At 38.4% G+C, this 21,006-nt stretch carries 15 protein-coding genes; 13 read left to right on the top strand and 2 right to left on the bottom strand.

What is annotated here, in order from left to right; all coding sequences use genetic code 11:
- The first annotated feature begins 8 nt into the window (after positions 1–8).
- The 7 genes from ADHAQ_RS0107380 (at position 9) to ADHAQ_RS0107350 (ending at position 6,801) form a co-directional block, all read left to right on the top strand.
- On the top strand, positions 9–416 hold the full coding sequence (locus tag ADHAQ_RS0107380) for an ATP-binding protein (RefSeq protein ID WP_026462389.1): 408 nt from the start codon (positions 9–11) through the stop codon (positions 414–416).
- Positions 409–843 (top strand): rRNA maturation RNase YbeY, encoded by a 435-nt coding sequence (gene ybeY / locus ADHAQ_RS0107375; protein WP_026462388.1) that lies wholly within the window; start codon positions 409–411, stop codon positions 841–843. Before ADHAQ_RS0107380 ends, ybeY begins: the two co-directional genes overlap by 8 nt.
- 82 nt (positions 844–925) lie before the next feature.
- On the top strand, positions 926–2,788 hold the full coding sequence (gene mnmG / locus ADHAQ_RS0107370; protein ID WP_026462387.1) for a tRNA uridine-5-carboxymethylaminomethyl(34) synthesis enzyme MnmG: 1,863 nt from the start codon (positions 926–928) through the stop codon (positions 2,786–2,788).
- Positions 2,789–3,679 (top strand): class I SAM-dependent methyltransferase, encoded by an 891-nt coding sequence (locus ADHAQ_RS0107365; RefSeq protein ID WP_026462386.1) that lies wholly within the window; start codon positions 2,789–2,791, stop codon positions 3,677–3,679. It begins immediately after the preceding gene.
- Positions 3,680–3,744: 65 nt separating this feature from the next.
- Positions 3,745–5,358: an Ig-like domain-containing domain gene (locus ADHAQ_RS0107360; protein ID WP_034256663.1), complete on the top strand. Its 1,614-nt coding sequence runs from the start codon at positions 3,745–3,747 to the stop codon at positions 5,356–5,358.
- Between the two features lie 479 nt (positions 5,359–5,837).
- Positions 5,838–6,332, top strand: a complete 495-nt coding sequence (locus tag ADHAQ_RS0107355) for a DUF4385 domain-containing protein (protein ID WP_026462384.1) — start codon at positions 5,838–5,840, stop codon at positions 6,330–6,332.
- A gap of 7 nt (positions 6,333–6,339) precedes the next feature.
- Positions 6,340–6,801 (top strand): hypothetical protein, encoded by a 462-nt coding sequence (locus tag ADHAQ_RS0107350; protein ID WP_026462383.1) that lies wholly within the window; start codon positions 6,340–6,342, stop codon positions 6,799–6,801.
- 181 nt (positions 6,802–6,982) lie between these two features.
- On the opposite strand, the gene ADHAQ_RS0107345 is transcribed toward ADHAQ_RS0107350, so the two are convergent.
- Complete coding sequence (locus ADHAQ_RS0107345) at positions 6,983–8,389, bottom strand: inorganic phosphate transporter (protein ID WP_026462382.1); 1,407 nt, start codon at positions 8,387–8,389, stop codon at positions 6,983–6,985.
- 251 nt (positions 8,390–8,640) lie between these two features.
- Here ADHAQ_RS0107345 and ADHAQ_RS0107340 point away from each other — a divergent pair, with 251 nt between their 5' ends.
- A complete protein-coding gene (locus ADHAQ_RS0107340; RefSeq protein WP_026462381.1) occupies positions 8,641–10,143 on the top strand; it encodes a glycine--tRNA ligase in 1,503 nt (500 codons plus the stop codon).
- A gap of 184 nt (positions 10,144–10,327) precedes the next feature.
- Here ADHAQ_RS0107340 and ADHAQ_RS0107335 read toward each other — a convergent pair whose 3' ends face one another.
- The gene (locus ADHAQ_RS0107335) at positions 10,328–10,957 is read right to left on the bottom strand and encodes a hypothetical protein (protein ID WP_026462380.1); all 630 of its coding nucleotides are present in this window, start codon (positions 10,955–10,957) and stop codon (positions 10,328–10,330) included.
- A gap of 382 nt (positions 10,958–11,339) precedes the next feature.
- Here ADHAQ_RS0107335 and ileS point away from each other — a divergent pair, with 382 nt between their 5' ends.
- The 5 genes from ileS (at position 11,340) to ADHAQ_RS0107310 (ending at position 21,006) form a co-directional block, all read left to right on the top strand.
- A complete protein-coding gene (gene ileS, locus ADHAQ_RS0107330) occupies positions 11,340–14,681 on the top strand; it encodes an isoleucine--tRNA ligase (protein ID WP_026462379.1) in 3,342 nt (1,113 codons plus the stop codon).
- A 66-nt stretch (positions 14,682–14,747) separates the two neighbouring features.
- Entirely contained in the window at positions 14,748–15,404 is a 657-nt protein-coding gene (locus ADHAQ_RS24860) for a lipoprotein signal peptidase (protein WP_051359774.1), read from the top strand.
- Between the two features lie 327 nt (positions 15,405–15,731).
- On the top strand, positions 15,732–17,528 hold the full coding sequence (locus ADHAQ_RS0107320) for an ABC transporter ATP-binding protein (RefSeq protein ID WP_026462378.1): 1,797 nt from the start codon (positions 15,732–15,734) through the stop codon (positions 17,526–17,528).
- Positions 17,529–17,560: 32 nt separating this feature from the next.
- The gene (rnr, locus tag ADHAQ_RS24855; protein ID WP_071781098.1) at positions 17,561–19,993 is read left to right on the top strand and encodes a ribonuclease R; all 2,433 of its coding nucleotides are present in this window, start codon (positions 17,561–17,563) and stop codon (positions 19,991–19,993) included.
- 41 nt (positions 19,994–20,034) lie between these two features.
- On the top strand, positions 20,035–21,006 hold the full coding sequence (locus tag ADHAQ_RS0107310; RefSeq protein WP_026462377.1) for a polyprenyl synthetase family protein: 972 nt from the start codon (positions 20,035–20,037) through the stop codon (positions 21,004–21,006).

Genomic DNA, 21,006 nt, shown 5'->3' with positions numbered 1-21,006 from the left:
AAAAAACTATGAATCAATTAAAAATTCAGATTCCTTCATTAATCGAAAACATTCGGGTAGTAGAAAGCTTTATAGACAACTCGAAAGAAAAATTTAATATTGAAGATGATATTTACGGTAATATAATGGTAGCCGTAACTGAATCTGTAAACAATGCTATTCGTCATGGAAACAAATTTGATAAAGATAAAAATGTTATTTTATCTTTATTTGTTGACGAGGATCGGTTACGTTTTGAAGTAGAAGATGAGGGAACAGGATTTGATTTTAATTCTCTTTCTGACCCAACTGCCCCGGAGAATATCGAAAACCCTGGTGGGCGTGGTATTTTTCTGATGCGTAATCTGAGCGATGAGGTGGAGTTTTCCAACGATGGCCGTAAGGTACAACTAACATTTTTTATAAATAATGCTTGATGCTCCAATAGAATTTGTTTCTGAAGACATTGAATTCCAATTAACAAATCAAGAAAATATTACTGACTGGTTAACGCAGCTTATAGAAGAACATGATTATACGTTAGAAGCTTTAACTTATATATTTTGTTCAGACGATTACCTGCACCAGATTAATATAGAATATTTAGACCACGATACCTACACTGATATTATCACTTTTAATAATGCCGACGAAACCGGTGTTATTGAAAGTGATATTTTTATTAGTATAGATCGGATTAAAGATAATGCAGCTTCTTTAGGTATAAGTTTTGAAGATGAATTACACCGGGTAATGGCGCATGGCCTGCTTCATTTATTAGGTTATGATGATAAAACACCTGATAAAAAGAAACTCATGAGCGAAAAAGAAGATTACTGCTTATCTTTGCGAAAATTTCTATAAAAACTTTTATCTGAATTAAAATGTTAATTCAGGAATTTTAATGTGGATAAAGGGTGTTTCACGTGAAACATACTGTTGATAAATGTTTGATAAGTACGATATAATAGTAGTAGGGGCAGGCCACGCTGGATGCGAGGCAGCAGCTGCAGCAGCAAAAATGGGTTCCAAAACACTTTTGGTAACCATGAATATGAATACTATTGCCCAAATGTCATGCAACCCAGCTATGGGAGGTGTAGCAAAAGGACAAATAGTAAGAGAGGTGGATGCTTTAGGCGGAATGAGTGGCATTATTACCGATAAGACCATGATTCAATTCCGTATGCTTAACCTTTCTAAAGGCCCTGCCATGTGGAGCCCGCGTGCCCAAAGCGACCGAATGCGTTTTGCGGAAGAATGGCGTTTAAGCTTAGAGCAGACAGAAAACTTAGATTTCTGGCAGGATATGGTGAACAGTATTCTGATAGAAGATGGAAAAGTAGCCGGCGTAAAAACCGGATTAGGTATTGAAATAAAGTCGAAAGCTGTAGTACTTACAAATGGTACATTCTTAAATGGTATCATCCATATCGGAGAAAAACAATTAGGAGGAGGACGTGCGGCCGAAAAAGCGGCTACAGGTATAACCGAGCAATTGGTATCGTTAGGCTTTGAGAGTGGCCGAATGAAAACAGGAACACCGCCAAGAATAGATGGCCGTTCGTTGGATTACAGCCGGATGGAGGAACAAAAAGGAGATGAGAATCCTTCTAAATTTTCCTATACCGCTACGGCACCATTACAAAAACAACGGAGTTGCTATATTACCTATACTAACTCTGACGTTCATGAAATACTGAAAACAGGTTTCGAAAAATCACCTATGTTTCAGGGACGTATTAAGGGCTTAGGTCCGCGTTACTGCCCATCTATAGAAGATAAAATAAACCGGTTTGCCGATAAAGACCGGCACCAGATTTTTGTGGAGCCAGAAGGTTGGAATACAATTGAAATCTATGTAAATGGTTTCTCCAGTTCACTTCCGGAAGATGTACAATATAAGGCATTAACCAAAATAGCTGGTTTTGAGAAAGCAAAAATGTTCCGTCCGGGCTATGCCATAGAATATGATTTCTTCCCACCAACCCAGCTAAACTTAACTTTAGAAACTAAGTTGGTTGAGAATTTATATTTCGCAGGTCAAATAAACGGAACAACTGGTTATGAAGAAGCTGCCTGCCAGGGACTAATGGCTGGTATAAATGCACACAATAAAATAAACGAAAAAGAGCCGTTTATACTAAAACGCTCCGAGGCATACATTGGTGTACTGATTGATGATTTGGTAAATAAAGGTACCGAAGAACCATACCGGATGTTTACTTCCCGGGCAGAGCACCGCATCTTGTTGCGCCAGGATAATGCGGATATACGATTAACTAAACTAGGCTACGATCTAGGCTTAGCTGATGAAAACCGTTTAAGAGCAGTAGAAAGAAAAATAAGCGAAACCAAAGAGGTACTGGAGTACTTAAATCGGAAAGCCGTTGAACCTATCGAAATTAACGATAGCCTACTGGCACAAGGTTCGGCTCCAATTAGCGAGAAAGCAAAAGCCGCTAATTTACTTAAACGGCCAAATATTGATATAGAAAATATTACACAGGCGGTGCCAACTATAGAACATTACCTGAGCAAATATTTACCAGAAAGTGTTGAACAAGCTTCAATAGCTTTGAAGTATGAAAGTTATATTTTGAAAGAAAATCAACTGGCCGCTAAAATGGAGGAGCTAGAAAATTATGTAATTAAGGAAAGACTTGATTATAATAACATGCCAGCTCTTTCTAAAGAAGCCCGTGAAAAATTAATAAAAATCAACCCCGAAACAATTGGACAGGCCTCCAGGATAAGTGGTGTATCGCCAGCCGATATATCTATTCTGATGGTTTACTTAGGAAAATAAATGCAATACGAACGATTGGATAATTGTCCGGTATGCAACAAGGAAGAATTTAAAAACTTTCTGGTTGTACCGGACAATTCCGTTTCTAAAGAAAGCTTTGTTATTGTGCAGTGCGAAAACTGCAGTTTTAAATTTACTAACCCCCGGCCGGCCGAAGAGTTTATTGGCAAGTACTATGCTTCGGAAGAATATATTTCGCATAGTAACACTAATAAAGGCTTAATTAATAAGGCTTACCAGGTGGTACGATCTATTACGGTTAAGCAAAAAGTAGAGCTCATCAATAGCTTCGTACCGGCTAAAGGTAAAATACTGGATTACGGCTGCGGAACTGGTTATTTTTTATCGGCTTGTCAGAAAAATGGCTGGCAGGTAGCAGGCTTCGAACCCAACGCGGCTGCCCGGCAGCATGCCTCTGAATTATTACAAAAAGAGATTGCTTCTGAAAATTTAGAAAATTTTGAAGCCGGTTCTTTTGATATCATTTCGCTTTGGCATGTTATGGAGCATATTCACCAGCTAAACGAGACTATCCAACAACTATTAGCTTTATTGAAACCGGATGGATTTTTATTGGTGGCGGTTCCAAATGCCGATTCTCCGGATGCCATGAAATACAGGGAAAACTGGGCTGCCTATGATGTGCCAAGACACCTGTACCATTTTACCCAAACCACCATGCAACGATTTCTGAAAAAACATAAAATGGAAATCGCAAAAATTTTACCCATGAAGTTTGATGCCTATTATGTAAGCTTACTTAGCGAAAAATACATTCATGGCAACAATAAATACATAACCTCCTTAATTAACGGGTACAAATCCAATTCCAAAGCGAAAAGCAGCACCCAGGATTATTCTAGCTTAATCTATATCGCCCGAAAAAAATAAAGATTTCGGGCATATGATTAAACTTAAAAAGCCGTTCATTTAACGCCTTAAGTTTTATATCAATAATGTTCAAATCCAACTCTCTTTACCTTTTACTTCTTTCTGTTTTTTTTTATGCTTGCGCCAGTGTAGGTAGCCCGGAAGGGGGCCCAAAAGATACTGTTGGCCCTGAACTAATCTCAAGCAATCCGCTAAACAGAGCCATAAATGTTTCTACCAAAACACTTGAATTAAATTTTAATGAAGAAATAAGATTAAAAGATTTTACCCGCGAAATTCTTATTACTCCTAATACCACCAACACTTATAAAACTACCGTTAAAAAAGACCGGCTTATAATTGATTTTGAAAAGCCGTTTTTACCCAATACTACCTATTACCTAAACTTAAGAGGAGGGGTAGAAGATGTAACAGAAGGAAATAAAGTAAAAAACCCAACTTTAACTTTTAGTACGGGTGCATATATAGATTCTGGTTCAGTAAAAGGAACCGTAAAGGATTTGTTTACCAATGCCCCCGAAAAAAGCATTAATGTAGTATTGTACGCAGCTAAAGATACTACCACCATTCGGAAACACCGGCCTTATTACTTTACCCAAACAGATGAACAAGGAAACTTTGCCTTGCCTAATCTTAAATTTGGAGAGTACCGGATCCTGGCACATCAGGATAAAAACAATAACATGATCTTTGATAATGAAGCAGAAAAAATAGCTTACTTACCAGGTTTTGTAAATATAACCGCCAAAACTGATCCAGTTAATTTACTTACGCTTCGGGTAGACTCCCGGAAACCAATTATTGAGTCTACGCAAAAATTTATTGACGAATTTCGGATTGTCTATAATGAAGGAATAACAGCAGTAAAAGTAGCACCGGTATCCGCTCCTGCATCCAATGCGCCCTTTTTTCCATTTATCGATACAAAAGGTAGAAGCAATAATATTGTTTTATATCCTACCGATCTTAATATCACCAAATCAAATTTTCTGGTATCTGTAACCGATAGTGCCGGCAATACTAAAACAGATACGGTAAATGTATCCTTAGAAGGCAAAAAAGCTACCCGCCCTAAACCTTCTTATTCAGTTAAAACCCGGAACGGCCAGCTTACCAAAGAAGATCCACTGCAAATAGAATTTGTTGTTCCGGTTAAAATAGCTCAACCACAAGCAGCCTTAACCATTGTAGAAGATTCTGTAAGCCGTAAAACATTAAATTACCCGCAGGATTTTACTTTAAATACAACTGCTACGGTAGCTACTGTTAAACAACCTCTGATTGCTAATAAAACGCTACAGGTTATATTAGATACAACTAAGGTAGTACCCATATCCGGAGACCGCTTTACCAGGCAAACAAATAAAGTTCAGATGACTAATAAGGTACAAGTAGGAACCTTAATCGCCAAAATAAATACTACGCACAAAAAGTATTGGGTAGAGCTAATGGATAATTCTTTTAAAGTAGTACAAGTGTTTGATACCCCAAAAGCACTTAATCTAAATAAACTGGAGCCGAGTACTTACCGAATCCGGATAAAAATAGATGAAAATAATAACGGTAAGTGGGAGGCAGGCGATCCTGAATTAGTAGCTCCCGCCGAGCGAATTTTCCATTTCCCGGACCAAATCGAAATAAGAGCGAACTGGGAAATTGAAATTGCTTTAACCTTCTAGTAAGGTTGGATAACTGGTGTGTATACCTGTTGATAATTGTTTATAATGTGCACCATTTTTTACTTTTCAATTTTTAAGCATCAAAATCAGGTCTTCGGAAAAGCAAAAGTTTATAAGTTGGCTCTAACTCTAGCAGAAATTTAAAATTGTTCACGCGTTAACAAATCCAGGAGGTTTTCCCCGATGGATATTCACAAAAGTGGATAAACCCCAAGATTACGCTAAAAATAAAAATTTAGAAGGCTTAGGGATGTAGATAAATCAGAGAATAGCTCCATTTTATAAACAAGAAACAAACAACAATTCACATAATGCCCTTTTTCCACTTATTAACGGAGCTAATAACGAACGATATTCTTTTAGATTAAAATTTTTTAAAACACTAATATTAATATCGTGTGGAAAAGAAACGGTTTAAAAAAAATTAGCTGAACAAAAAGAAAAAAAAAATACGTATAGGTAGTTTTCAGCTAATAAAAATGCCGTTTGATTATACCTTAGACTTCAAAAAAATAAATTTTCGGGCTTCGCCCGAATTATACCGTGTAGGAAAAGGAGAACAGGGCGTTTTATTGGTCGAGCCTTATAAATCTGAGATATTACCTTTCTGGCGATTTAAAACGCCGGAAATTGCGCGAAATTCAGCCGAATCCATTTATAAGCTGTTTATAGATTATCTGCAGCAGAATGATTTTATTGGAGCCGACATGGCGCGCAAATTTTTACAAATGGGATATACCAGGTCGCGGAGGTATGCTAACCATAAGTCGGGTAGGAAATATGCCCGGAATCCGCAGTTAGAAGCCTCTAGTGAAGCGGAAAAGGCAGCGCGTAAGGAGTTGCTGCTGCCAAACGAAGAAGATCCTGTAAAGGCAGAATCTGCCGCTATTTTTAAAGAGGTTTGGACGAATGCTAAATTGCACTCATATTACCAGGAATTAAAAAAAGAACACGAACATAAATACGGTAAATAATAAAACTATGAAAGAACACGAAATTGAACTAGGTACTGGTATTGGTAATATCCGGTTTGGCTACAGCATGCAGCAAGTAAAAGATATTATGGGAGAGCCAGAGGAAATTGAAGAATCAGACGAGGAAGATGAATTTGAACATAAAGCCTGGAACTACTGGGAACAAGGCTATTCCTTCTTTTTTGACCGCGAAGACGATTACAGATTAAGCTGCATCCAGACAGAAGACCCGGAAGTAATATTGTTCGGCAAAAAAGTATTTGATATGCCGGCAAAAGAAGTAATGGCGCTGCTGAAGCAACAAGGCTTAACCGATTTTGAAACTGAAAAACTGGAAACAGGAGAAACCCGGTATAGCTTTGAGCGGCAAATGATTGATATATACGTAGAAGATGACCAGCTTTTAGCTATCAACTTTGGGGTATTTATTGATGATGACCTGGAAGTACAATGGCCCGATAACTCTTAAAATTAAAATAAAGAATACACGCTGGATTTTATAAATGAGTAAAGCCGGAGTGTATTTAGTTCTTTAACCTTTGCTACTGTTAAAATTATTTTAAAATAAAGGAGTAGGAGAAACTGATTTAAAATAAAAAAGCCGCTTTACAAGCGGCTTTTTTATTTTAACTATTTTTTATAAGCTATAATTAAAGCATCCAGCGGAACAAAAGGAAAAAGGTTCCTGCTAAAAACATGGATACTGGTAAGGTTAAAACCCAGGCCAAAGCAATGTTTCTTACTGTACTTGGATTAAGGTTTTTAACTCCACGGTTTGCTACCATACTACCGGCAATACCAGAAGATAAGATATGCGTAGTACTCACAGGCAGTTTAAATACAAACGTAGAGAAACCAATAACACCTGCCGCCATTAATTCAGCGGATGCTCCCTGCGCATAAGTTAAGTGCTCTTTACCAATTTTCTCGCCAATTGTTTTTACAATCCGTTTCCAGCCGATCATAGTACCAATACCCAAAGACAAGGCAATCATAAAAATTACCCAGGTAGGGGCATAATCGGTATAAGAACGTAAACCTTTAACATTAGAAGTTATAAGCTCCCGATCGGCCATACTTAATGAAACATCGGGGCTCTTTAATAATGCTTCTGAATCCTTATTTAGGAGAAGTATATTTTTACGTACTAAAAACTTACTCTTGTCTGGCAAGGCATGCAAATTGCCTGATGATTGGAATAGTTGCTGCATCTGAGCAATATTGCCCTGAGCAGAGTTAATATATCTTAAATCAGTAGAAGATAAATTAGTTGTATCAATTTTGCCTATAACCTGGTCTACCTGATTAATAGATTGCACAATAGCTATCGGATCTTTTTTACGGTCTAAAGCATAATGGAAAGGAACAATACCAATAAGAATAAGCATTACTAATCCTACACCTTTTTGTCCGTCGTTAGAACCGTGGAAGAAACTTACCAATGTACAGGTTAAAACTAATATTAACCGGATCCATAGGGGAGGTGGCTTGCGTTTGTGCGGCTCCTTAAAAATAGTTTTGTTTTTAACGAACCGCTTAAGCAGGAACATTAAAATTACGGTTAAGGTAAAACCCAGAAGCGGTGAAACAATTAACGACATTCCGGTTTTTATTGCCTCGTCCCAGTTTACGGCAGCACCAGAAGTGTTATCTGGCAGAAGCGAAAAAGCAATTCCAACTCCCAGAATAGAACCAATAAGGGTGTGAGAACTGGAGGAAGGTAAACCATAGTACCAGGTGCCCAGGTTCCAGATAATGGCACTCAATAATAAAGCACCAATCATGGCTATACCATGATAAATGTTTTGATCAATGAGGGCTTCTATTGGTAATAAATAAACAATACCCATGGCAACACCAATACCACCGGCAAATACACCAATAAAATTCCAGAACGCTGACCAAACTACCGCTACCCAGGGACGAAGGGCATTGGTATAAATTACAGTAGCAACTGCGTTTGCTGTGTCATGAAAACCATTTACGAATTCAAAAGCACAGGCTGCTACTAAGCATAAGATTAATAGAAATAGTAGCTCTGGGGGTAATCCAAACATAAAGGTTATAATTAGTCCAATTTAGGTTCAAATGTAAAGGAAAAGATTCTGCTTTAGGTAAAGAATTTATTAAATCGTTAACAAAAAGTGTAATTTATTGTACCATTATACGGTAGAAATCCATTCTTTTTTAATTTAAAATAAATAGTCATTAGACGTAAATAATTTTAATAAGTTAAAAATGAAAAAGATAAATGTAAATTCGCATCTTTTACTTTCCAGACCGGAAAGGGCATAATATATTTGCAGTTATGGCAACACAATCAGAAAAAAACTCATTAGAATCTACGCAATTAAAAGATATTATTTCACATGCCAAAGAATACGGCTTTGTATTCCCTTCCAGTGAAATATACGATGGCTTGCAAGCCGTTTATGATTATGGGCAAAATGGAGTAGAGCTTAAAAATAACATCAAAAATCTATGGTGGAAATGTATGACCCAACTGAACCAAAACGTGGTTGGGATAGATGCCTCCATTTTTATGCATCCGCTTACCTGGAAAGCCTCTGGTCATATTGATTCTTTTAATGACCCGATGATTGATAACAAAGATTCGAAAAAGAGATACCGTGCTGACGTGTTGGTGGAAGAAAGAGCTGCTCAATACGAAAAAGAGGGAAATGCTGAGAAAGGACAGGAGTTAGTCAAAGCCCTGGCGCGTTTGCTGGAAGCCGAAGATTTACAAGGAGTACAGGAATTAATAATAGCTGAAAATATTACGTGCCCTGTTTCGGGCACAGCCAACTGGACAGAAGTGCGCCAGTTTAACTTAATGTTTTCTACGCAAGTTGGTTCAGTAGCAGAAGATGCCAGCACTATATATTTACGTCCTGAAACAGCTCAGGGTATTTTTGTAAATTTCCTTAATGTGCAAAAAACCGGCCGGATGAAAATACCTTTTGGTATTGCCCAAATTGGTAAAGCTTTCCGGAATGAAATTGTTGCTCGCCAGTTTATTTTCCGGATGCGCGAATTTGAACAAATGGAAATGCAATTCTTTGTGCGACCTGGCACCGAAATGGAATGGTATAATAAATGGAAAGAAATCCGTATTAAATGGCACCAGGCCTTAGGTATTCCAGCCGAAAAGCTGCGTTTCCATGATCATGAAAAATTAGCGCATTATGCTAATGCAGCCGTTGATATTGAATATGAATTCCCATTTGGTAATAAAGAAGTAGAAGGTATTCACTCGCGTACCGCTTTTGATTTAACCCAACATCAGGAATTAAGCCGGAAAAAACAACAATACTTTGATAATGATCTGAACGAAGAAGGCAAACCATACGGTAATTATGTACCTTATGTAGTAGAAACTTCTATTGGTGCCGATAGGGCTTTTTTAATGGTGCTGTGTAATGCGTATACGGAGGAAGAGGTTACAGAAGGCGATGCTGTTAAAACCCGTACTTTCTTGAAATTACATCCGGCTATAGCCCCGGTAAAGGCAGCAATATTCCCGCTGGTACGCAAAGATGGTTTGCCGGAAAAAGCGCAGCAAATTTTTGATGACCTGAAATACGACTTTAATATAATTTATGAAGAGCGGGATGCGATAGGAAAGCGTTATACCCGTCAGGATTTAATAGGTACCCCTTACTGTATAGCTGTGGATTATGAATCCTTGGAAAATAATACTGTAACCATTCGTGACCGCGATACGCGGGAACAGCAACGGGTGCCAATCAGCCAGCTTCGCCAAATTATTGGGGATGCCGTTAGCTTTAAAAGAATATTCGAAAAACTTTAAGTACTAGTAAATATAAAGCAAAAAGAGCCGCTGGAAATTATTCCAGCGGCTCTTTTTGCTTTACTAAATTATGTTAATAAGCTAAACTATATACTCCGCAAATATTGTGGGTAATACTTGCTTGTTCTATTTTATTAAGTTTTTAACTGATTAATAATCAGTTGTTTTTATAAAAAATAAACATTTAGTTAAAACCATTTATTTCTATAACTCCCAGCAATAAAGCTACTGCAAGGGCTATAATACCTAAGGCTAAAACCACACCTAGAATGGTGCCTAATACAGGTAAAGAAAGCAAAATAATTAACACCAGGAGAGCTGCTATACCAAGTAAAATCATTTCATTTTGCGAAAGATTGGTAGTGGGTTGTTTCATGTCAAGTGTTACTTTTTTTGCATCCTTCTGTACCCGAACCGAATTTTTAACATTTGCTACGTCGGCTTGTAATTGCCCTAACCGGTCACGGTTGGCCGAAACAGAAACACGTTTATCAGCCGCTGGGCTGGTTCTTACAGAATCTTTTAAATCCCGTAAAGTCTGTTTTACAAATTTACGAAGTTCTTTTTTGCTCATTGTTTTAACGGCCGTGGCTTCTTCATTACTGTTTAAAAGATTGGTAACTGGTAAATCTGGTAAAGTCAGGGAAGTACTGGCTGTATACACCGGTTCTGGCGGTGTAGGTTTGCTTGCTGTTTTAGCGACAGCCGGTGCATTTTGAAAATAAAATACTTGTTTCGGGCTGGAACAAGAAGAAACAAAAATCAGGAGGAGCAGAGGTAAAAAAGCGAACTTATTTAAGCGTAAGTTTTCCATAGTTAACGTTAAAAATAAAGTAATTCGTAAGGCAAAGGTAATAGCTTCCTGTAATTATAATACCCTTCTGCTCTAAAAGCTATTAAGATTTACAACTAACGCCCTTCTTTTTAAAATAATGTATGGTGTATCTGAAAAAATATCAAAAAATTGTTAATTCCTTAAATAACTTTCAGGTGGCCAGCATTACCTTCTTACTTCTTCGGTTTTCTACTTCTGTTTTGTTACTTTTGCAGGAATTTACATTAAGGTGCTAAAATCTTATTATAAAAACACCTGAGATTAGAAGTAAAATGTTATTCAGCATTTAGAGCTAAGACGAGGAGTATTAAAATTAAGGATTACTCGAGCAGATATAAGTTAAAATTAAGATTCGAAAATCGTGAAGTACAACGAGTATAAAAATCTGGATTACGCTAAGGTGGGAGCCGATATATTAGCGTACTGGAAGAAGAATAATATTTTCGAAAAGTCTATCACCACACGGGAAGGACATAAACCATTTGTTTTCTATGAGGGACCTCCTTCAGCAAATGGAGCGCCAGGTATTCACCACGTAATGGCACGGGCGGTAAAAGATATTTTCTGCCGCTATAAAACTTTAAAAGGTTACCAGGTAAACCGCAAAGGTGGTTGGGATACGCATGGTTTACCAATTGAACTACAGGTTGAAAAAGAACTAGGAATTACAAAAGAAGATATCGGTAAAAAAATCTCTATTGAAGATTATAATGCTCGTTGCCGTGAAACGGTAATGCGCTTTAAAAGTCAATGGGATGATTTAACCGAAAAAATGGGATATTGGGTTGATCTGAATAATCCTTATATCACGTTTGAGAACGATTATATTGAATCGGTTTGGGCTTTGTTGAAAAAGCTTTACAACAAAGGCTATCTGTATAAAGGTTATACTATTCAACCGTTCTCTCCGGCTGCTGGTACAGGTTTAAGTTCCCATGAGCTGAACCAGCCAGGTACTTATAAAATGGTGAAAGATACCACCATAGTAGCTCAGTTTAAAGTTAAACAAAACGACAAATCTACCTTCTTATTCAATGAAGAGAATGATGCACCTGTTTATTTCTTAGCATGGACAACCACTCCCTGGACTTTGCCAGCCAACACGGCTTTAGCAGTTGGTAAAAATATTCGCTATGTAAAAGTCCGGTCGTTTAATCAATATACCTTTGAGCCTGTTACAGTAATATTAGCTAAAGATCTGGTGAAGCGGTACTTCACTGATAAAGCTGCTGAATTAGCTATTGAAGATTACAAGCCGGGTGATAAACTGATTCCTTTTAAAGTAATAGCTGAATACACTGGTAAAGATTTAGAAGGAGTAGAATACGAGCAATTGTTGCCTTATGTACAACCCGAAGAACCTGCTTTTAGAGTAATCATCGGTGATTTTGTTACAACCGAAGATGGTACCGGTATTGTACACATTGCGCCCACATTTGGTGCCGATGACTTTAGGGTAGCAGCGCAGAATAATATTCCTGCTTTATTGGTTACGGACGAATGGGGTAAGGTAAGCCCAATCGTAGATCGTACAGGTAAATTTGTAAAAGAAATTACTGATTTTGCCGGCCGCTATGTGAAAAACTACGATGGACAAGACGAAAATGATAAGGCTTATAAGTCTACTGATGTCTTGATTTCCATTAAGTTAAAGGAGGATAATAAAGCCTTTAAAGTAGAAAAGTATGAGCATACTTATCCACACTGCTGGCGTACTGATAAACCAGTTCTTTATTACCCATTGGATAGCTGGTTTATTAAAACTACTGCCGTTAAAGACCGGTTGATAGAACTGAATAAAACCATTAACTGGAAACCTGAATCTACCGGTTCTGGCCGTTTTGGTAACTGGTTAGAGAACTTAGTAGACTGGAATTTGTCCCGTTCACGGTACTGGGGTACGCCTCTACCAATTTGGCGGACTGAAGATGGAGACGAAGAAATCTGTATCGGTTCTGTAGAGGAATTACAGGAAGAGGTATATAAATCGGTAGCGGCTGGTTTAATAGCGCCTATTAAAGTATCTTCTATGGACCTGCACCGTCCGTATGTGGATAATATAGTTTTAGTAAGTCCGAATGGTAAGCCAATGCACAGAGAGTCAGACCTTATTGATGTTTGGTTTGATTCGGGAGCCATGCCTTATGCACAGTGGCATTATCCATTCGAGAACCAAAAAACATTCCGTGAAAACTTCCCGGCCGATTTTATTGCTGAAGGAGTAGATCAGACGCGTGGTTGGTTCTTTACCTTACATGCAATTGCTGTTATGCTGGAAGACAGTGTGGCTTTTAAAAATGTAATGGCGAACGGTTTGGTGCTGGATAAAAACGGCAACAAGATGAGCAAGCGCTTAGGTAATGCCGTGGATCCGTTCGACACCATTCAAAAGTTTGGACCGGATGCTACCCGTTGGTACATGATTTCGAATGCGCCTCCTTGGGATAACCTGAAGTTTAACACCGATGGTGTAGTAGAGGTGCAACGTCGTTTCTTTGGTACCTTGCATAACACGTATTCTTTCTTTGCGCTGTATGCTAATTTAGATAATTTCACTTTTAGTGAATTGGATGTGCCGTTAGCAAACCGCACGGAAAGTGATCGTTGGGTTATTTCTAAACTAAATAGTTTGGTTGCTAGCGTGGATGCTTCTTATAACGATTATGATCCAACTAAAGCTACCCGGGCTATTCAGGATTTTGTGACTGATGATTTAAGTAACTGGTATGTACGCCTGAACCGGAAGCGTTTCTGGAAAGGAGAATACAACCAGGATAAAATTGCTGCTTACCAAACGCTGTATACTTGTTTGGAAACCATAGCAATATTAGCTGCGCCGGTTGCACCGTTTTACATGGATCAGTTGTTCCAGGATCTGAACGCCGTTTCAGGTAAGCACTCAGAAGTATCTGTGCATTTAGCTAATTTTCCGAAAGTAGATGAAAGTGCAATTGATGGCGATTTAGAAGAGCGGATGCAATTAGCGCAAACTATATCTTCTTTGGTGCACTCTTTACGGAAAAAGCAAACTATTAAAGTACGTCAGCCATTGTCACGTATTTTAATTCCTATTCTGAATGAAAAATCCAGATCGCAAATAGAAGCCGTAGCAGATTTGATAAAATCAGAAGTAAACGTTAAGACGATTGAGTACATAGATGATACTTCCGGGGTATTGGTTAAGAAAATAAAACCTAATTTTAAACGTTTAGGTCAAGTTTTCGGGCCAAGGTTAAAAGAAGTAGCGGCAGCCATTCAAACCATGAACCAGGATCAGATAGCGCAATTAGAACGGGAGAACAGTTATGCTTTAGCATTAGCTACAGAAACCGTTACCATTACGCCGGAAGATGTAGAGATTATGTCGGAAGATATACCAGGCTGGTTAGTGGCCTCCGAAGGTAAATTAACGGTTGCCTTAGATATAACCTTAACCGAAGCGTTAAAACAAGAAGGTATTGCCCGCGATATAGTAAACCGTATCCAAAATTTACGGAAGGATACTGGCCTGGATGTGCAGGATAAGATTACCATATTCCTGCAGAATAACCATCCGGAAGTGACAGCCGCCGTAAATTCATTTGAACAATATATCCGGGAAGAAACTCAGGCTATCCGTATTCAGTTTGCTGAAGTAATTGCTAACGGAACTACTTTAGAAATAGATGAGTTTACGTTAGACGCCAGACTGGAAGTGGTATAATATTGGCTTATAACAGTTTGGTTTAAAATTAAATTTAAGGAAGAGCTGAGCTTTTCAACATATTGGATGAAATATTTAAAGTATTATTTATTAAGCTTACTAGTTATTGCCATTGATCAGGCTGTTAAAGTGCTGGTACATTTTAAAATGGAAATGGGTTTACCTGGTGAGGTACACTTGATTGGTGATTGGGCAAAGCTTCATTATACCACCAATCCAGGCATGGCTTTTGGAGTAGAATTAGGTTCTAGTTACGGAAAATTAATTCTTACTTCTTTTCGTTTAGTGGCCATGGTAGGTATAGGTTATTACCTGTATTACCTGTGGAAAAATAAAGCACATTCCGGCTTAATTTGGTGCGTAGCTTTAATTTTAGGCGGTGCCATTGGTAATTTAATAGATAGTATTTTTTACGGGGTTATCTTCGATAATGCTCCCTACGGAGCCCCTTCAGCCTGGTTTCATGGCCAGGTTATCGACATGTTTTACCTTGACATCTGGGAGGGAATCGTACCCCATTGGATTCCATTGTTAGGAGGACAAGCTATGTCGTTGTGGCCAATTTTTAATGTAGCGGATTCAGCTATATTTATAGGTGTAGTCATAATTTTATTTAACCAGCAAAAGTTTTTTGGTAGTCTTCATCCAGAAGAAAACAAGCATTCCGTGGTGGAAAGACCAGCTACTAACGCAGAAACTACTAATGCTGAAGTAGAAGCTTAATAACAATATTAATTATTAGAAAGCGGGAGTTAGAAATAGCTCCCGCTTTTTTTATGCCCTTTGATAAAATCAGGTTAATAAGTAAAAAGGCAAAATAGATGTAAAAAGGTTAATTCATAATAAAAGGAGGAGTTCCTGTCTTAACTATCAGGCTGCTATTATAAGGAACCAAAAGCAGCTAAGTCAAAAATTCAAGGCAAAGGCATAATAAAATTGCGCATAAACTTATATAAAAGTTGAATGATAAATCTGTCGGCACGTACTGTACTATTAATTATTAGCGATAATACCTACATTTGATAAAATAGTAAAAACTGCATATTTAAGTTGAATAAATCAAAGCCCTTACTGGAAGTTAAGAATTTAGAGGTCCGATTCTTATCAGGCAGAGGTGCCGTGACCGCGGTAGATAATATTTCTTTTACTTTAAACCACCAGGAAACAATTGCCATAGTAGGCGAATCGGGATCCGGTAAATCAGTTACCTCGCTATCCATAATGCAATTAATTCAGCAACCTCCTGGTAAAATTGCTGGCGGCGAAATTTTCTTTCAATCTAATACTTTTGGGCAGGTCGATTTGCTTCAACTTAATGATAAGCAACTACAGAAGGTTAGGGGAAATGAGATTTCCATGATTTTTCAGGAACCCATGACGTCCTTGAATCCTGTTTTTACTTGTGGAAGTCAGGTTGCTGAGGTGTTGATATGGCACCAGAAACTAACAGACCAAGAAGCCAAAGAACGTACATTAAGCTTATTTGAACGAGTAAGATTACCTCGGCCAGAAAAAATATTCAAAGCTTATCCACACGAAATATCAGGAGGGCAAAAGCAACGGGTTATGATTGCCATGGCCATGGCCTGTAAACCAGCTGTTGTTATTGCAGATGAACCAACTACGGCTTTAGATGTAACTGTTCAGGCGCATATTCTGGAATTACTGAATGAATTACGGATTCAGAATAATACTTCTATTATTTTTATTACCCATGACCTAGGTGTTGTAGCCGAAATAGCCGACCGGGTAATTGTCATGTATAAGGGTAAGGTGGTAGAGCAAGGAGGTGTAATGGAAATATTTACTAATCCACAACATCCTTATACCCAGGCCTTACTTGCCTGCCGACCAAAATTATCATTAGGCAAAAAGTATCTACCCATTGTAAGTGATTTTATGGGTGTAGATGCTAGTGGAAATATTTATAAAAAAGAAACTATATCCACACCCGAATTTGTTATTAAGGAGACAGATTCTTCTCCAAAACCGCAGCAGGAGAAGCCCATATTAACCGTTGATAACCTACAGGTTTATTTTCCAATACGGAAAGGATTATTCACACGCTCCTCAGAATTTATAAAAGCCGTTGATGGTGTAAGCTTTAGTGTTTTCCCGCAGGAAACCATTGCTTTAGTGGGCGAGTCGGGTTGTGGGAAAACTACTCTTGGGCGGGCCTTACTACGTTTGGTAAAACCAACGGGAGGCAATATCTATTTTAATAATCTAAATATTGCCGGACTTTCTGATGAGGCAATGCGGAAAACCCGTAAAAATTTTCAGATGATTTTTCAGGATCCGTATGCTTCGCTTAACCCAATGCAAACTATTGGCGATGCTTTAATAGAACCGATGCGTGTGCATAAGGTATTGCTAACAGAAAAGGAGCGAAGGGAAAAAGTGTATGAATTATTAGAGAAAGTAAATTTAGGGCCAGAACATTTTCACCGGTATCCACACGAATTTTCTGGTGGACAAAGGCAACGAATAAGTATAGCCAGGGCGCTGGCTTTAGAACCTAAATGCATTATTTGTGATGAATCCGTTTCGGCACTGGACGTATCAGTGCAGGCGCAAGTTTTAAATTTATTAAATAAACTGAAACGTGAATATGGGATTACGTATATATTTATTACCCATGATTTAGCGGTGGCCCGTTTCATGGCTGATAAAATTTTAGTCATGCAGGCAGGTAAAATTGTAGAATCGGGTACAGCAGAAGCAATTTATACTAATCCTCAGCATCCTTATACGCGTACATTACTCGCTGCTATACCAAAAGGCGAAATCGAAGATATAAAAAATGCGCTGGAGAAGCGCGAAACTATGCTGAGACAGCAGGTTTAATAAAAAAATTAACAGAGTTTCCTCTGAATACAATGGAAAGAAAAAGAAAAAATAGTGAATCTACCCGTGGTCAGAAAGCTGACACAACCAGAAGCAGTAAGAGCAAACGTGGTGGAGTAGAAATTACCAAAAATAAAATACTACAGGTATTTACCACTAACCCGGGTAAAACTTTTGGTTATAAGCAACTGTCGCGTCGGTTTGATGTAACAGATAAAGCCGGCCGGGAGTTGATATTTGAACATTTAAAACAATTAAAGAAAGAAGGCCGCCTGCAGGCTTTACAGGATAGCAATTATACGTTGAACATTGGAGAAGAAAAAGAAATTACGGGAGTAGTTGATTTGGCTAACTCTCGTTTTGCCTTTGTTATTTCTGATGAGGTAGATGAAGATATAAAAATTGCAACCGAGAATCTGAAGTTTGCCATGGGTGGCGACAAAGTGCGGGTGCGTTTGCTACCTAGCCGGGGTGATCGGCAGGAAGGCGAAGTTATTGAAATTTTGGAACGGGTAAGTGAGGAAGTTGCTGGACGTATTGAGCTGTCCAAAAATTTTGCCTTCCTGGTGCCTAATTTCAAGAAGCTTTATTTTGATGTTTTTATTCCGGAAGAAGAAATAAACGGTGCGCAGAATGGCGATAAAGTTTTGGTAAAAATTACCGATTGGCCAAAATCTGCTACAAAAAGCCCAATAGGAAAAGTAATAAGAGTATTTGGGCCAGCTGGTGAAAATGAAGCTGAGATAAACTCTATTATGGCCGAATTTGGTTTGCCTTTTGAGTTTCCGGAAGAAGTAGAAAAAGAAGCAGAAGCTATACCGGTAGAAATTACCCAAGAAGAAATAGCCGATCGTCGGGACTTCAGAGACATTACCACCTTCACCATCGACCCTGTTGATGCGAAAGACTTTGATGATGCTTTATCTATTCGGCAGTTAGAAAACGGGCATTGGGAAATAGGCGTGCACATTGCAGACGTAACGCATTATATAAACGAGAAGTCGAAACTGGAGAAAGAAGCCCTACATCGGGCAACTTCCGTTTATTTAGTTGACCGGACCATTCCGATGTTACCAGAAAAGCTATCTAATGGTTTATGTTCTTTACGTCCGCATGAAGAAAAGTTAACTTTTTCGGCAGTATTTGAAATGGATGAAACCGGTCGCTTGTACGATACCTGGATAGGTAAAACCATTATCTATTCCGATCGTCGGTTTAGTTACGAAGAAGCACAAGAGGTTATTGAAACCGGAGAAGGCGATTTTGTGCAGGAAATCCATATGCTGAATAAAATAGCTAAGGAATTAAAAGGAAAGCGGTTTAAAAACGGCGCTATCAGTTTTGAAACTACAGAAGTTCGATTTAAGCTGGATGAAAACGGAAAGCCACTTTCGGTTTATGTAAAAGAACGAAAAGATGCGCATAAATTAATTGAAGAGTTTATGCTGTTGGCAAACCGTAAAGTGGCCGAATGGGTGTTTAACATTAAAAAACGAGGTAAGCGCTATACAATGGTATATCGTACACACGATGCCCCAGATCCGGATAAATTGAGCAACTTCTCTATTTTTGCAAAGAAGTTTGGCTATAACGTAGATTTAGAAAGCAAAGAAGTTTCTACGGAATTAAATAAATTAACCGAGCAGATAGAAGGAAAGCCAGAGCAAGGTGTTCTGCAGAATCTGGCCATCCGGACAATGGCGAAAGCCAAATATACTACCGAACCATTAGGCCATTTTGGTTTAGCTTTTGACCATTATTCGCATTTTACTTCACCTATTCGTCGGTACCCCGATATGATGGCGCATCGCTTAATATTTCAGTACCTGAATGGTGAACCTTCTGCGGATAAAGAACAATTTGAAGAAATGTGTAAGCATTCTTCAGAACAGGAAAAACGGGCTGCAGATGCCGAGCGTGCTTCTATTAAGTACAAACAAGTAGAGTTTATGCAGAATACCGTTGGCCAAAAGTTCAAAGGTTTGGTTTCGGGCTTATCGGAGTGGGGTTTATACGTGGAAATTCAGGAAAATAAATGCGAAGGCATGGTACGTTTAGCTGACCTGGATGATGATTACTATGAGCTAGATGCCCAGAACTACCGGGTTATTGGTAAACGTAATAAACGGATTATATCGTTTGGTGATGAAGTTTATGTGGTAGTGAAAGCTGCTAATTTGAATGATCGCACTATTGATTTAACATTAGTAGACGCATCGGATGAAGAAGATAAACCAGAAGCTGGTAAATCGACTAATAAGCAACGAAATTCAGGTAAAAAGCAAAAAGAAAAGGTTTTTGAATTCACCTCTGAAAATACCAAATTGGCTGGTAACGAAGAAGGTTTGCCAAGGCCTATTGAAAAAGCACCTGTTCCAGCTCCTGTAGTAGAAGAAAAACGAATTCGTAAAAAAGTTGAAACTTCTGGCCGTAATTTAAAAGATTATTACGGATTTGATGAGTAATTTTAAGGCGCCGGAATTTCCGGCGCTACTAAATTTTTCCTGTGGATATTTCTTATTTCTCGCAAAAAGTTAATCAAACTTTATCCACCATTAATTATGGGGATAATCCTGCCGAATTATACGACCCGCTGCGTTATATGATGCAAATGGGCGGAAAACGTATTCGTCCTTTACTGACGGTATTAGCTGGGTATTTATTTAATGATGATGTAGAAGCTTGTTTAAAACCAGCTGCCGGGGTAGAGGTTTTTCACAATTTCACGCTTCTGCATGATGATGTAATGGATAAGGCACCGCTGCGACGGGGGCAACCTACTGTACACGAAAAGTGGGATCAGAATATTGCTATCCTAAGCGGCGATGTTATGCTGGTACGGGCCTATGAATTATTTCTGGAGGTTGAGCCAAGTAAATTAGCTAAGGTGCTACGCTTGTTTAGTACCTGTGCCGCTCAGGTTTGTGAAGGTCAGCAACTGGACATGAATTTTGAAAAGTCTGATCTGGTAAGCATCGACGATTATATCAGAATGATAACCTTAAAAACAGCTGTTTTATTGGGCTTAGCATTAGAGTTAGGGGCTACCTTAAATAATGCTTCCGACAACAATGCTTTATTACTGAAAAATTTTGGTATCAATATAGGTATTGCATATCAGCTGCGGGACGATTTACTGGATGTATATGGAGAGCAGGAGAAATTTGGTAAACAGGTAGGTGGAGATATATTGGCAGATAAAAAAACCTATTTACAATTAACAGCTTTGGCTCAGGCTAATGTAGAACAACGTAACATATTAACAGGGTTTAGAAATCAAACTATTTACTCGCCAGAGCAAAAGGTTGCTGAAGTTACGGCTGTTTACAATCAGCTAAATATTAAAGCTCAAACCGAAGCTAAAATCAATTTGTTTTTTGAAGAAGCTATTCAAAGTCTTGATGCCGTTGAAGCGCTGGTAGAACGTAAAAATATATTACGGCAATTAGCGCTGGATTTAATGGAACGGGAAAGCTAG

Source organism: Adhaeribacter aquaticus DSM 16391 (assembly GCF_000473365.1).
In the GTDB taxonomy this organism is placed as follows: Bacteria; Bacteroidota; Bacteroidia; order Cytophagales; family Hymenobacteraceae; genus Adhaeribacter; species Adhaeribacter aquaticus.
This window is presented reverse-complemented; position numbering and strand designations above follow the sequence as displayed.

What these genes read in the sequence shown, in the direction of transcription:
- ADHAQ_RS0107365 (WP_026462386.1), top strand. Translation starts at nt 2,789, where the DNA reads ATGCAATACGAACGATTGGATAATTGTCCGGTATGCAACAAGGAAGAA.
- ADHAQ_RS0107380 (WP_026462389.1), top strand. Translation starts at nt 9, where the DNA reads ATGAATCAATTAAAAATTCAGATTCCTTCATTAATCGAAAACATTCGG.
- ADHAQ_RS0107360 (WP_034256663.1), top strand. Translation starts at nt 3,745, where the DNA reads ATGTTCAAATCCAACTCTCTTTACCTTTTACTTCTTTCTGTTTTTTTT.
- ADHAQ_RS0107355 (WP_026462384.1), top strand. Translation starts at nt 5,838, where the DNA reads ATGCCGTTTGATTATACCTTAGACTTCAAAAAAATAAATTTTCGGGCT.
- ADHAQ_RS0107340 (WP_026462381.1), top strand. Translation starts at nt 8,641, where the DNA reads ATGGCAACACAATCAGAAAAAAACTCATTAGAATCTACGCAATTAAAA.
- ADHAQ_RS0107350 (WP_026462383.1), top strand. Translation starts at nt 6,340, where the DNA reads ATGAAAGAACACGAAATTGAACTAGGTACTGGTATTGGTAATATCCGG.
- ADHAQ_RS0107345 (WP_026462382.1), bottom strand. Translation starts at nt 8,389, where the DNA reads ATGTTTGGATTACCCCCAGAGCTACTATTTCTATTAATCTTATGCTTA.
- ADHAQ_RS0107335 (WP_026462380.1), bottom strand. Translation starts at nt 10,957, where the DNA reads ATGGAAAACTTACGCTTAAATAAGTTCGCTTTTTTACCTCTGCTCCTC.
- mnmG (WP_026462387.1), top strand. Translation starts at nt 926, where the DNA reads ATGTTTGATAAGTACGATATAATAGTAGTAGGGGCAGGCCACGCTGGA.
- ADHAQ_RS24860 (WP_051359774.1), top strand. Translation starts at nt 14,748, where the DNA reads ATGAAATATTTAAAGTATTATTTATTAAGCTTACTAGTTATTGCCATT.
- ybeY (WP_026462388.1), top strand. Translation starts at nt 409, where the DNA reads ATGCTTGATGCTCCAATAGAATTTGTTTCTGAAGACATTGAATTCCAA.
- rnr (WP_071781098.1), top strand. Translation starts at nt 17,561, where the DNA reads ATGGAAAGAAAAAGAAAAAATAGTGAATCTACCCGTGGTCAGAAAGCT.